The organism is Stieleria sp. JC731 (assembly GCF_020966635.1).
Taxonomy (GTDB): domain Bacteria; phylum Planctomycetota; class Planctomycetia; order Pirellulales; family Pirellulaceae; genus Stieleria.
This window is the reverse complement of record NZ_JAJKFQ010000001.1, coordinates 954,804-968,160: the sequence shown is the minus strand read 5'-3', so window position 1 is coordinate 968,160 and position 13,357 is coordinate 954,804. Positions and strand designations below refer to the sequence as shown.

Here is a 13,357-nt window from a genome sequence, read left to right as displayed (position 1 = left end):
ACCAATTCAGGGTTTAGTGGTTATGTCCGGCATGTGGATCGATCGCTCCACCGCTCTTGTTTTTGATCGCCATCTGTAATTGGTGAGACCCGCTTACCGCGACCGTTTGCCCAGGCCAAAGCTGCCCATCGTTCGCGATCGCGACATTGACCGAATCCTGTGCGAGAACATGGACAGAGACTCTATCGAAATGATGATCATTTTCGACAAAGACGTATCGCTCGGGACCTTCCTCGGCAACGGCTTCTTTTGGAACAACGATGGCTTCATCAAGCATTTGAAGCGGAACTCGAATTGTTAAACGCTGCCCCGGCTTGTATCGCCAACTGACAAATCGCTCGTCACCAACCTGAACGCTGCGTTCGACTTCGTTCCCAAGCATGACGTAGAACGGCAGTGCCCTTGATTCACGGTCGACTTCGTTGCCTAGGTAAACGATCTTCAATCCATCGACGATTTTTCGATCTTGGAAACCGAGTTCGACCACGGCTTGCAAATCAGCCTCTCGATCGGCGGCACGACGTAGGGTTTCGCTGTCACGCTGGAAGGCTGAGCCTTCGATCAAAAGTTGGCTATAGTCCGAAAGCTGGCAAAGCGTTTCTCCCGCCTGAACCGACTGCCCTCGGCTCACCAACAAATCGGTGATCAAGAAATCCGCATCAACATGTTCGGGATGTGCCGGAGGAGGCTGAACCAAGGACGTCAACTGTTGACCGTGATTCTCATTGGCATGCCTTGAATCGTGCGTCACAAATTGGCTTCCCGCACCTTGATGGCCAGCCGATGGTGGCAGAGGTGGGTCTATCGAATCATGGTGGATGGAACGATCGGTATGCAGGATCGGAGCATACACGGTGACTTCGCGGACCAACTCTCGAGTGCGTTCGATTTGATTGATCTGATCGACATTTAGACCATGCAACAGCATCGATTGCCGTGCCGCCTGGATACTCGCTAACAATCGATCTCGTTCATATTCACGTTCGATACGTTTGTTTGCTGCGATCGCCCCTGATGAAGCAATCGAAGATAAACGCCGAATCTCTCGCTCCTCTACATCCAATTGCCCCAACGACGTCAAAAACTTTTCCTGCGTTTGCACGAGGTCTTGGTGCGTCAGTCGCAGCGTAAATAGCGGCGTGCCGCTGGCTACCAATTCACCGCGAGATACACGAATCGAATTGATGACGCCTGTTAACGGCGAGGTGATCGTGATGTGAGTCCTTCCAGGCCATGGCGTCACGACACCGGGGATTTCCACGTATTCGCTAAATGGTTGCACGCTGGCAACGGTCGTTGTCAAACGCAAATTTGCCCGAGCTTGATCACTTAACTCGATCGAGTCGGCTTCGGAGTGCCCCTCATGATCGTGGCCTGAATGATCATGCCCCTCATGCGATTCGTCGTGCCCGCTGTCTTCGGAATGATCCGAATCCGCTGACAACGACGCCAACGGCCATCCGTTGCTTGCGGGAATACTAGTAAAGAGATACAGACCTGCGATCGCCACCACAACTATGACGCATAGCGTGACGAGAGGCCCACGAAAGTCGGGAATCCGCTTTGTTTTCTGATTCATTGGACTGATGAATTTGAAACCGAATGATTTGAAATCGTCTGGTTGAGTCAGCGCGCTGGTGACCGGAACTATCGCCAATCGCGACAGCATCACTTCCTGTATGGACCGATATCGACTCTTCACATTGCCTGCGCACAAGCCGTCTTCATCGTCGACGATCAGTCCCCTAGATGAATTGCTAAACCGAACGGCTCGACCAAGTCGAGCATCGCTTGATACCGATCAAGAATCGGCACCACTAGGATCTAGCAACGAAGCAGCAGATCGATGCTGCAAAAAACCAGATGGTTAGATCAACCAGGTGCAGAAGGCCGCACAGCGGCATTGGGGACTTTCATACTGAACCATTCCCATTCGCTGATGTCGCACAGCGGGCCTGGCGACACAGGCGTCGTCTGGCAAAACGAAGTCGAAATCGGAAACGATCGGAAGAAATTGGCTGACCGAAAACGAATTCTCAGAAGTCAGAAAGCTGCAGCGGACGCTGCCATCGCCACACGGGGCATCGTTGCGACTGGGGCTCGACGCACAACAAAGACAATCCATCGAGCGCAGCTGAGCTAGCCCGGACGTGGAAACGCTGGACTCTTTCGGTGCAATTTCAATCGAAGGCTCACGATGACATTGATCATCAATCTGCTCTGAAACAGATTTCACGTGGTGGTGCGAACAACCATGATGCGGCTGTTCGTCCAGAACGCTGGTGTTGGCGTCTTCCGATTCTTGATGTGAAACATGCGAGTGACCTTCGCAAACGCACGCCGCGTGCACAGAACATCCGAAAACCGAATGCACTAGCAGGGCGATGGCGGTAATCACACGAAAGGGCTGCACGTTGCTGCACCAAAAGTAGAAGTAATCAGCTCGCTTACATTATCGGACCGTCTCAAGGAAACGTCCAGTTTGAAATCGAGAAACCTGCGACAGCCAATCAGCGCTGACGCCCCCTCGTTGACTGAAATGGTATCAATGTCCGGGTAACGGTGCTCTCCGCCAATTCCTCGACTGAAAACCCGCGACTTCTGATCGTGGTGTTCCAAACCCCGCCGACAATCTGTTTCAGTATGATGGTGGTCTCCCGCCTCCCGCTCCAACCCCACCGATCACCGTGCCAGCTCTTCATCGTCGACTACTGCTGCAAAGTGCCGCGATGCTTCCATTCGCATCGTTGGCCAACGCAAACCATACTTCTACGGGCCGATGCACGATCGGATTCGGAACCTACGGGCATCCCAACTATTCACTGACTGAGTCGATCCGGCTGGTGGCATCAACAGGATTCGACTCGATCGAAATCGCGGCGATGCCGACCTACCACGGGGCACCTGATCAGCTGACACCAGCGGATCGTCAAGAAGTTCGGCAACTGGTTTCAGACAGCGGTCTGCAGATCGGCGCTTTGATGGGGCTTCCTAATCCGGATCCAAAGAAGTCGGCCGAGCAAAATGCCTGGGTTGAACAGATGCTTCAGCTTGCACATGACCTGTCACCGCAGAAACCTCCGATCATCCAGTCAGTCCTCGGTGGAGGTGAATGGATGGAAAAGCGATCGATCTTTCGTGACGTCTTGGGATCCTGGACGGAGCTGGCTCGAAAGGCAGGCATCCGACTTGCCATCAAGCCCCACCGTGGCCAGGCGATGTCGCTACCCGAGCATGCCATTTGGCTGTTTGAACAGCTGAAGCAACAAGAATCTCTGTGCATGGTCTATGACCCAAGTCACTTCGTTTTCCGCGGCTTAGACCTGCAGAAGACTGTTCAACAGTCGTTGCGTTACACCGGATACATCGTGCTCAAAGATGCGGTTGAGCAAGACGGCAAGGTGAACTTTGCGTTGCCAGGAGAGTCCAGAACGATGCCGCACGTGGAACTTCTTCGGCAGTTTATCGAAGGCGGCTATCGAGGTGAAGTTTGCAGCGAGGTCAGTTCGATGATCTGGCGTCAAGCAGGCTACGACTGCAAACAGGCGACCGAAGTCTGCTTTCAAAACTTGTCATCCATCGTCGATAAAGCTTCTGTGGGTGCTTCACCGACCTAGCGTTCATCGGCGGCCATCAAGGGGCATGAAAGGCCGCAATCCGGGATTCCCGCCACGCATTCCAGTACCGAGTGAACCCGGATTTGACCTCGGATGCAGCTTCCGAAACCCGTTGTTGCACTTCCTGATCCCCGATTGATGTATGCCTTTCGTTCCACAAACTTGCCGCTTGCACGGATACCGATTCATCGAAGTCCTTTAGCCGAGACAACAGAGTTCCTAAATCTCCGCCAGCTTCTTTCACCAGCACCTCTGCATAGTCGTAAGCGGACTGAAATTTTTCGTCGCCATCAAAGTCGACTCGTATCGCGCCGGTGAAACTGAAATTGATCGGATCCCATGCCGGCCCGTCAGCTTGATACGGCTGAGCCATTGGCCAAGCGGGATGACGAGTACCAGGCCCGATCGCGAGTACGGTATAGAAAGCGTCTTTCCCCGGATTGTCGATTTCGAAAAAGCCATTCATCGATTCCCGGTCTGCAACATCAGCCTCGGCAATTTTCAATCCGTTCTGATAAAGCAAAACTTGCTTCGCTTCGATCCAGTTCGGACATCGAACCGAATACTGAATCTTCACACGAGCTTCGTTGATCGTCCCCAAATCACCGGGCCCAAATTCATCGCTGATCGATGCGTCGACAAATAAACCTGCGCTGACAATCACATGGCCATCACGGATCTGTTCGCTCGCAGAACGCACATCGATCGACCCTGGTATTGCATCCGCTACCCGAACATAGGTCCGACCTTGCCCGACGATGTATCGATTCACATCGTGTGAATCGCTGCTGCCGATAGGGGTGATCCTATGACCGCGATTGGTCAGTGCCATCCAGTCGCGGAACAATTGCAATTGATCCGTTTGTTGTGCTCCAGAATTGATCGTCTCCATCGCATTGAACAGAAACTTTCGCCCCTTCAAGCTCTCTCCGGCCGCCGAGTTGAAATGCTGAGGACCGAACGGCCGATAGCCAGCATGCAAGTCCCGACCGTGGTTCAAGATCACGACCGCAACCTCAGGCGACTGAAATATCGCCGGTATCAGAACATCCCAGTTTTCTTCGCGATAGTTGGGAGGCTGAACACCGGCGTTGAAGGGAAAAGCATTGAAGTGACCAAATCGAGTTGTCACTTCATTTCCAATCACCGGTGTGAAATAGCGATCAACACCCTGCTCTTTCGCCGTCTCGCGATATTCGATTTGCTTGTTGTGTTCGGTCGCGATGGCTAGTTCGATGCCCTCGCCTGCGATCGTGACGACTCTTTCCTGAATGCTCGAATCTCCATGCCCTGAATGTGTCAGCGTATGGATATGCGTGTCGCAAGCGACCCAACCTTCCGTATCAACCTGACGGTCGATAGCCATCTCTACGTCACTCTCATTGCCCTTCTGGATTTCGATGTCGACAGCATCACGTTCATACTCGAACCCGCGACTTGCGAACAGCCGATATCGGCCCGCTGGTAAATCGACTTTCGCCTGGCCGCTTCCGGTATAGACCACTCCTGTCCGCACCGCGATTCCGTGTCCATTGTCAACGTGCACGGGAACAAGGCAATTGTCTTGATCAACAATCGTCAATCGGCATGGGACAGCCTCTTTTTGAGCTGCATCTCGCACCACGACATTAACGGAGGCTTCTGTTTGATAAATCTCCGGCGAACTTTTAGACAGCCGAACTGGTCCGATCAAAACGTCATCGGTTTGCTCGCCTTGCCCCTCGATGGACAATAGATTTTTGCCATCGACTAGCCGCCCTTTGTCGACTTTGAAAATCGAACAAAGGTCATTCTCGTCTTGCTGCAACCTCCCGATCTCCGTTCCGTTCAAGAGCACTTTCCACACTTGCCGAACGTCGGACTGGCGGATCAACAAGGTTTGAACAGTTTCATTGGCTTCACCGTCGAACTCGACAGCCAACCGATCCCCCTCACAATCCACCGGAAAACGCAGCCACTCCTGTTGTGATCCTGTGCGACGGTGATGACGATCTGAATCAATAACTTGTAGAGAGGACGTCTCTTGGGCAAGGCTTTCGGTGCCCAACATGCCAACCAGCACAATGATCTTGCAGACCCAATGTCGACTCATCACCATCTCCTGAACGCCTATTGGAGTGAATCTCGGCTCGATCCTTTCGCCCTAACCGAGAATGATCCAAATAGTTTAGCGTGATGAGATAGGCGACGTTATGGAGATGGGCTCTCCGAGTTGCCCGATCCTGATTGGCGATCCGCCATCTCCAGTTCCGCTTCTTCGAACAACTCTCTCGGAACACCGACGATGTCGAAGGTTCGATACCTTTTATTGTCACCGTAATACGCCGGAACGATTGCCACCCCTTCGACCAAATATCGATAGTAGTCTTTGATATCGAATGATCGATCATACAAGCGAATCGTTTCTTTGTTTTGCCAGCAGGATACAGACAAAGGCCAATCATGTTCTACAGCGATCTTCAAAGCGGACAACAGCCTTTGTGAATCGATGCTTCGCATATCTCGATTGGTCAACTCACCGTGGTACGGTATCGTATCGCCGATCAACTGGGCATAAACGATATCGGAATAGCTTCCCTCATACAGATTGGCGTATGCGCGAATGAAGCTCATCAATTCGCCTTCTTCGCCAAACCACTGTGGCAATAGCTTAAACGCGATCGCTCCAGCAGCCCCCGTATGGTCCGGATAAAGCTCGACGGCCCGTCTCGCCATTTCATTGACTTCCGCAAGAGGGTTATCGCTATAGCCGCCGTGGTCCAAGCGATTTTGAATGAGCGTCGATAAGGCCAAAGCAGGTGGCTTTTCGAAATTCTCCACGACGGATGTCAATTGCTCATCGGCTTGTTGGCCGTGCTTTTCAAAGATCTCCCAACCGTCGGCGGATACCGTGTCGGCATAGCCTGACCCTCTGGCATTCCAAGCGATTTTATGGTGTCGATACCCACTGACGGTCCGCGCAATCGCTCCGCCCTGTTGCAACCAGTTTGTCAGCTTTTCAAGGACTGCCTTGTCCTCATCGGTTGCATTTTCGCCCAGCTTTTCCAAATCGGTCCAACGGTATGAGGCCAAGATCAGTAGCCGCGACTGAATTTGGCTAGGCGAGCCAGCTCCGCTAATCCGCTTTTGCCGACCAAAGAACTCATACAGCCTTTCGAATTCCTCCATTGGACATTGATTGATCACCGCATAACTCAATTCCGAAATACGGAAACGGTCCGCAGTTTGCCATACGTTGCGACGAAATGTTCGGACTCCACGTTCGGTTAGGAAAACGACAACCGTTCCATCAAGGCTGCACAAGAATCTTGTGGGCTTCTCTTCGATTTCGATCGGATAGGTGAACGATAGACTGGTCGGGCCGACATCGTACAGCACCCACTGAAGTTCACCATCGACGAGACGCTGACCGACGACCGCAAACGAATTGAAGTCTCCTCCCAACGAAAAAGCAGCTGCTAAATGAGGTCGCCAGTTGTACCAGATTTTCCGTGAAAACTGCTCGTTCTCGCCATTTTCGTTTTTGCGACTGCTGATCAATAAAACTTGATGCCCGTCCAACCAGGCGTGCGAGTTGATTCCCGCGACGATCGACTGGTGCTGCCCTTCATAATTAATTCCTAGCGGTTCATGGACCAAGTTCATTTCTGCATCGATCCGGTATAGATGCGGACGTCCGATATCGACAAATAGAAACTCTCCTTTATCGGACAACCCAAGGTCACGCGCATTTTCGACTTCGGCCCCGACCTGTTTGATTTGATCAAGCTGTGGATCACCGAGCATCATCCTGCCCGATTCGGTCAACATCGCCATGATCTTGTCGGCCGAATTGACATCCCATTTGACGATTCGCTCACGAAATCCGTCCGCCTGCGCGACAACCTTCCCCGTTCGACTGGCGATGCGACAAATCGTTGTTTCTGATGCGACGAGAAAGTCTTTCGACTTGCCGCAGAACCGAATCGCATGAGGAGCACCACCGGGCCATTCCCCCGGAAGCGTAAAGCTGCCGATCCGTTTCGATTTTTCTAGGTTGTAAAGCACCACCTCCGTTCCATGCAGAACCACCAAGCGAGTCCCATCAACCGAAAGGTCAAACGCTTCGGGCCCGTTGAATTCCGAGTTGTCGATATCAACGAGTGATCTCATCGTATCTTGGATCGGCCCGTAGGCTTCGCGAATGAGAGCCTTTGATTCGGGAGCCAACTTGATGTCAGGGCATTTCACCAGCGGCGAGTCAAACTGGCTATCCAAATTGAATCGCTTCGAAAAGGAATTGAGGTATCCCATCGGCGCAGGTTTAACGACGATGTACTCACCACGGTTGACGGGCCAATCGTAGCGAGACGACTGATTATCAAAGTCACTTTGTTGATCCTCATCGATTGCTGCTGCAGCCCAAGTAATCTGTACGGCTTCTAATTCGTCCAGCTGACCATCATGGATCAACCTATCGCAGCCCAGACTTGTCAAAGCCAGCAACATCGCGAGGAAGGCATACTTATGTCGTGAAGTCACTTCAGTTGAACAGTTCATTCCGCTTCTCCTTCTGCACGATCAACAACCTCGGCTGAAACCGCATCAACGTCGCCCGTATCGTATTCAGGTGCCGTAGCGTCTTCTCCGACATCAATCACTGCCGGCTGCGTCCCAAAGAAACTGCCTAAAAACCGGCCCATTATCGACCCATTTGTTTGGGTAGAAATCTCGCTCCCATCATTCAGATTATCAGGTTGGTTGTATTCGCCGTCTGGGGAAAACGCGTCGGTATCGATCAACGCGTATTCTTCCCCCACGCCTTGCTCGTATTCTGGAGGCATCGTGAACACGACGGGATTATTTGACATGGCTTGTTGCCACTGACGCATCGCTTTGAATTGTGCAAATTCATGTTCGTCAATGACACGTTGCTGTGACATCAATCGGGTATGAACATTGGGATCAAGATTGCTTCCCGTTGGATCGATCATCACCCTCGAATTTCGCTGCGTTAGCTCCAATAGCTTCCTAGAATCGAGCTCACAATCTCGTAGAACCAACAGTTCAAGATTGGCGGACGTGAGTGAATCAAGCATCGCATTGCTGATCTTCGTGCCAGATAAACTCAGCCGGGAAATCGTCTGAAAAGCAACGACCTTTGAAAGCGTCGTTTCATCGAGACCGATGCCTGAAATAGATAGGTGTCGCAACGTTGGCATTTTCGCTACAGCGACTAAGTCCTGTGGAACGAGATTGCATCCATCCAGTCGTAGACTTTGAATCGAAGTTGACTTCAAAAGAGATGCCAAAGCGTTCGCCGTGATATCAGTACCACTTAAGTCCAAGGACTGCAGGTTCGGCAACTCGCCCCATGCTTTGACAACTTCATCGTTGATATTGCATCCTGGCAAGCTGAGGTTAACGATATTCCCCAGCTTCAATTTGGCGAGCTGTTCGGCTGACGCACTCGCGTAAGCAAGCGTCAACGTTGTCAATTCTGAACACTCTAAAATCGTTTCCAAAACGGAATCATCAACTCGATCTCCCCCTGCGGCAAAAACCTGCAGCGTCTTTACCCCTGAGAGTTCGAAGGTGTCAGGCAGTGGGCTTTTGAAAACCAACCGTTCGAGCGCTGGTGAACCTTCGAGATGGAACGCTCCAACCCATCCGAAATCGAAACCGCTTTTCAATTGTGGCATATCAGCGATGAAGACCGAATCGCAATACCCGCCCTGCAAACTGTCGGACTTTAGTTCACGCAGGTTCTCGTGCCCCACCAATCGCAGATCGCCTATCGACTCATACCCCATTGTTTGATAATTGCCTTGAGCACATTCGAGTACTTCAAGATCGGGAAACAGATTCAGCAATCCCGGTAGTGTGTTCGCTTGTGAAAACTTGGAATCGATTCGCAGGTGCCGTAGCTGCGGGTTGGGGCCAAGTTGACGTATTTGTTTGAGATCGATCCCGGTCGAAACGGCTCGGATCTCTTTAAGACGCTCGTTTTGCTTGATAGCACTGATGTCGACACCGGAAAGATCAACCTCATCCAAATCAACGATTTCCGGTCCATCACTTTCGCTCAACCCTTGCACGATTGCATTCTTTGCATCCTGTGACAACGAAACCAATTCGTGCTCATCGGTCGTCCTCCAGCGACCGAGGTCAACATTCAGTTGCTTGAATGCAGGAGTCCTTACCAACTTCAACGATTGCAAGTCACCGGCATGAAAATCGACATGAGCCAACTCGGGTGCTTCATCAACCAACAGACGGGCCAACCATAGTGATCGTGGAAATGAATCCCCACGTGCAAGTCGCTGCGAAGCGTGCATACTGATCGGTTCAATCGTCTGCAGTTCTGGCAGATTCGATAGAGTTAATCCGAAGCACTGAAATAGATCGAGACGGATGGTTTCAAGCTGCGGTAGATTACTGAGCACAACTTCGACAGGATTGGAATTGGGTTGAACGTCCCAATCATTGATCTCCAGCAACTTTAGCTGCGGCCATCCCGTCAACGTCAATTCATCGGCTGAACTAGAAGGATGAGGCAGAGTCAACTCGACGATGGAATTTGACCATTTCGGATCCGTTAATTTTGCAAGCTTGACATCGGTATGCATCAAATTTAGACGCTGCAAAACTGGCAAATCGAAGGAACCGATAATCTCGGATGTAACATTGGTTCGAATCAGGTTTAATGTTCGAAGCTTGCTACGCGAAGCGATCGCTTGAGCCACCCGTTGATCTAGCTCCATCCCTGCCAGACGTAAATCGTCCAGGTGATAGAGTGTTGCCAATGGGTCAAACTCTCGCAAATCGAAGTTAGCTCCGCCAAGTCGAAACTTTGTGAGCGTCTTTATCGCCAATGCGTTGTGAAGATCTTCAAGCTCGGGCGATTCCATCCGTACGCCACGCACCTTGATAAACAGCTTCGACAACGTTTCTGGGCAATATCCCGCGATCAGCTCTGGAAGCCATGCCGAATAGCTTGCTCCGTGTCCCTTGCCCGCCATATCGTTGACATACTTAACGACCGATTTGCGTTGTGCCTCTAAATATTGGTACCAGCCGAAAAATGACGCGACCAACATTGTGGCAATCATCAGATCCGCAATCGTCAAGTTGCCCCGCCCCTTCGTTCTTTGACGGATCTTCTTTCGGTAAGTGTAAACCCCAGTTAGCAAGATCACGGCCATGCAAACCGACAGATTCAGCAGTAACGCTGACCATGAAAACTTGGTACCCCGTGGATCGTTTTCATAGCGAATTAGGTATCGAAAAGGTGCTCCAGCCATCGTTGGCAATTCCGATTCCATGACCGGATAGTCGAACGCCAAGGTGATATTGCCGACTTGATTTAGCGATGCATATTTGTATGGCAGGTTCAATGTGACGAAAATCCCGATTAACAATGACGTCGCGATCAAAACTGCACGTATTGCCCGACCGTGCTTCACCTGGACCAGTTGCTCTGTCTCCTTTCCGTCTGCTGGCCCCTTTCCGTCTGGGATCCGCTCATTATCCGTTGCCTCAGATATGTCAGCAGCCATTGATGTCCCGAATGATTCGTATTAATTCTCACGACAAACATTTCAAAAACGCTACATCGTTCCGAAAACACTTGTCTAAATTTGGCAAGTTCGAAAGGACAGTCGACTGAAGCATCAACGAGCATTTAACTCGCCAAGGATTACGCAATGAATGCGACCGAAACTTCAGCCCAGTAGAGACAACATCCTTTACTCACTTCCCATCACGGACGTTTGCTACCTGAACACGGCTAGAGAAAGCCGCAGTCGAACGAACCGAAACGATTTAAAACCCAACGAGGGCTATGTTTTTCGATCCGCCTCTGGCTGCAGAAATTTCAGAACTCCGTAAGCTCAGGAACTACTAGCCAGTGCATTCTGACCAACCCGACAGAGGTAGGCAAGTTTGTTGCACGATCAGCTGCGGTAAAATCGCAAAGTTCAAGCAAGCGATCCCCAATAGTCCAAAATGATTGGATCGATGGACCCACAAAAACAAATGCCATCACGGTAAATTGAAAGAGTCGCCACATCGTCGGTCGCCTCAAAGCGGACGCCGCACAATCTTCCAATTGGCTGCTTTTTAAATGGATTTATCATTTTGGATTTTTGATACCGACGGATTTCCTGCGCGTTGGCACTGTGGTTCTGCTTGGGCGGACGAACCCTATGTCGGCTGGATGCATATCGTGGCGGACGTCGTGACATGGGGAGCATATTTGGCCATCCCGATATTGCTGATGTACTTTGTCAAAAAACGCGAAGACATCGTCTTTCCAAACGTCTTTTGGCTTTTCTGTGCTTTCATCATTTCCTGCGGCTTTGTTCACTTGATCGAAGCGGTGATATTTTGGTGGCCGCTCTATCGACTCTCCGCAGTGGCAAAAGTGATCACCGCAGCCGTTTCGTTTTCAACGGTGATTGCGTTGTACCGGGTTATCCCGAACGCTTTGGCGCTGCCGGGTTTGGCTACAGTGAATCAAAAACTAAAGTCCGAAATCGAAACTCGCAAACAAACAGAACAACAACTCGAACGAATAAACCAGGACCTGGAGAGCTTCGTCTCGATCGCCTCACATGACCTGCAAGAACCGCTTCGAAACCTGATCTCCTATGCAAACCTACTGAAGGATGACATTGGCGATGATCTTTCCGAAGATGCCAACCAGGATTTGGACTTCATCACTTCGGCCGCCAGCCGAATGCAACGGTTGATCAATGACCTGCTTGCATTTTCCCGGACCAGTCGACACGGAACTCGATTGAAACGCGTTCCTGTGGATCAGTGTGTTGACGAATCTCTTGCTGTGCTAAGAACTCGCATCACAGAATCGAATTGTGTCGTTACACGTGACGAACTTCCAAACCTTGAAATTGATGCAACTCTGGTTACCCAGCTGTATCAAAACCTGATCGGCAACGCCATCAAATTCTGCAAATCAGAATCACCCAAGATTCACCTGACCGCACAAATGATCGACGGGAACTGGGTGCTAGGTGTCCGAGACAATGGGATCGGAATCAAAGAAGAGTACACCGAACAGATTTTCGCACCCTTCAAACGCTTGCACGGCATGTCCGAATACGAAGGGACAGGGATTGGCTTGGCGATTTGCCACAAAGTTGTTGAACATCACGGTGGCAAAATTTGGGTAACCTCAACGCCCGGTGAAGGCTCGCATTTCCAATTCACCTTGAAAGAAAACTCCGCTGCACAAGACCGACAAAGCTCCGACGTTCCAGCCCCAGCAGTAAAATGATTTTTGAATCATCTCGCCCCGAAGCCACAATCCTGCTAGCCGAAGACAATCCTGCCGAACGTGCATTGGCAAAACGAGCTTGCGAACGTAGCCGCATCAATTGCGACCTTCGTTTTGTAAACGATGGCGAACAGGCACTTGATTACCTCTACCGAAAAAGTGACTTCGCTGACCCCGCTGTTGCACCGGTACCAGATCTAGTTCTGCTGGACTTGAACATGCCAAAGGTCAACGGTCACCAAGTGCTAAGCCAAATGAAATTGCACCACTCACTAAAAAAGATCCCCGTGGTCGTACTAACGACATCACGCGCCGAACGGGACATCGCCCAAAGCTATGAAATCGGATGCAATTCGTTTCTAAATAAACCTAAGGACGTTGATTCTTTCGTCGATCTATTTCAATCGCTTAGCCATTACTGGTTCAACTTAGTCGTGTTGCCACCCAAGGATGTGGAGTAAAC

Annotated in this window: 8 protein-coding genes; 4 read left to right on the top strand and 4 right to left on the bottom strand. The window is 51.0% G+C overall.

Annotated elements, in window-relative coordinates:
- Nucleotides 1-13: 13 nt before the first annotated feature.
- Entirely contained in the window at nt 14-1,579 is a 1,566-nt protein-coding gene (locus LOC67_RS03150; protein WP_230261057.1) for an efflux RND transporter periplasmic adaptor subunit, read from the bottom strand.
- Nucleotides 1,580-2,172: 593 nt separating this feature from the next.
- Here LOC67_RS03150 and LOC67_RS03145 point away from each other — a divergent pair.
- Nucleotides 2,173-2,394 (top strand): hypothetical protein, encoded by a 222-nt coding sequence (locus LOC67_RS03145; RefSeq protein WP_230261056.1) that lies wholly within the window; start codon nt 2,173-2,175, stop codon nt 2,392-2,394.
- 293 nt (nt 2,395-2,687) lie between these two features.
- Nucleotides 2,688-3,617, top strand: a complete 930-nt coding sequence (locus LOC67_RS03140) for a sugar phosphate isomerase/epimerase family protein (RefSeq protein ID WP_230261055.1) — start codon at nt 2,688-2,690, stop codon at nt 3,615-3,617.
- Between the two features lie 16 nt (nt 3,618-3,633).
- Here the strand turns inward: LOC67_RS03140 and LOC67_RS03135 are convergent, their stop codons facing one another.
- The 3 genes from LOC67_RS03135 to LOC67_RS03125 form a co-directional block, all read right to left on the bottom strand.
- A complete protein-coding gene (locus LOC67_RS03135; protein WP_230261054.1) occupies nt 3,634-5,709 on the bottom strand; it encodes a CehA/McbA family metallohydrolase in 2,076 nt (691 codons plus the stop codon).
- Nucleotides 5,710-5,807: 98 nt separating this feature from the next.
- Nucleotides 5,808-8,156, bottom strand: a complete 2,349-nt coding sequence (locus LOC67_RS03130) for a hypothetical protein (RefSeq protein WP_230261053.1) — start codon at nt 8,154-8,156, stop codon at nt 5,808-5,810.
- Nucleotides 8,153-11,155 (bottom strand): hypothetical protein, encoded by a 3,003-nt coding sequence (locus tag LOC67_RS03125; protein ID WP_230261052.1) that lies wholly within the window; start codon nt 11,153-11,155, stop codon nt 8,153-8,155. Before LOC67_RS03125 ends, LOC67_RS03130 begins: the two co-directional genes overlap by 4 nt.
- 566 nt (nt 11,156-11,721) lie before the next feature.
- On the opposite strand from LOC67_RS03125, the gene LOC67_RS03120 reads away from it, so the two are divergent.
- Both LOC67_RS03120 and LOC67_RS03115 read left to right on the top strand, forming a co-directional pair.
- Nucleotides 11,722-12,894 carry a sensor histidine kinase gene (locus tag LOC67_RS03120; RefSeq protein ID WP_230261051.1) on the top strand — a complete coding sequence of 391 codons (1,173 nt, stop codon included), beginning with the start codon at nt 11,722-11,724 and terminating at the stop codon, nt 12,892-12,894.
- Entirely contained in the window at nt 12,891-13,355 is a 465-nt protein-coding gene (locus LOC67_RS03115) for a response regulator (RefSeq protein WP_230261050.1), read from the top strand. Before LOC67_RS03120 ends, LOC67_RS03115 begins: the two co-directional genes overlap by 4 nt.
- The last annotated feature ends 2 nt before the right edge of the window (nt 13,356-13,357 follow it).

What these genes read in the sequence shown, in the direction of transcription:
- LOC67_RS03150 (WP_230261057.1), bottom strand. Translation starts at nt 1,579, where the DNA reads ATGAATCAGAAAACAAAGCGGATTCCCGACTTTCGTGGGCCTCTCGTC.
- LOC67_RS03135 (WP_230261054.1), bottom strand. Translation starts at nt 5,709, where the DNA reads ATGAGTCGACATTGGGTCTGCAAGATCATTGTGCTGGTTGGCATGTTG.
- LOC67_RS03130 (WP_230261053.1), bottom strand. Translation starts at nt 8,156, where the DNA reads ATGAACTGTTCAACTGAAGTGACTTCACGACATAAGTATGCCTTCCTC.
- LOC67_RS03125 (WP_230261052.1), bottom strand. Translation starts at nt 11,155, where the DNA reads ATGGCTGCTGACATATCTGAGGCAACGGATAATGAGCGGATCCCAGAC.
- LOC67_RS03120 (WP_230261051.1), top strand. Translation starts at nt 11,722, where the DNA reads ATGGATTTATCATTTTGGATTTTTGATACCGACGGATTTCCTGCGCGT.
- LOC67_RS03115 (WP_230261050.1), top strand. Translation starts at nt 12,891, where the DNA reads ATGATTTTTGAATCATCTCGCCCCGAAGCCACAATCCTGCTAGCCGAA.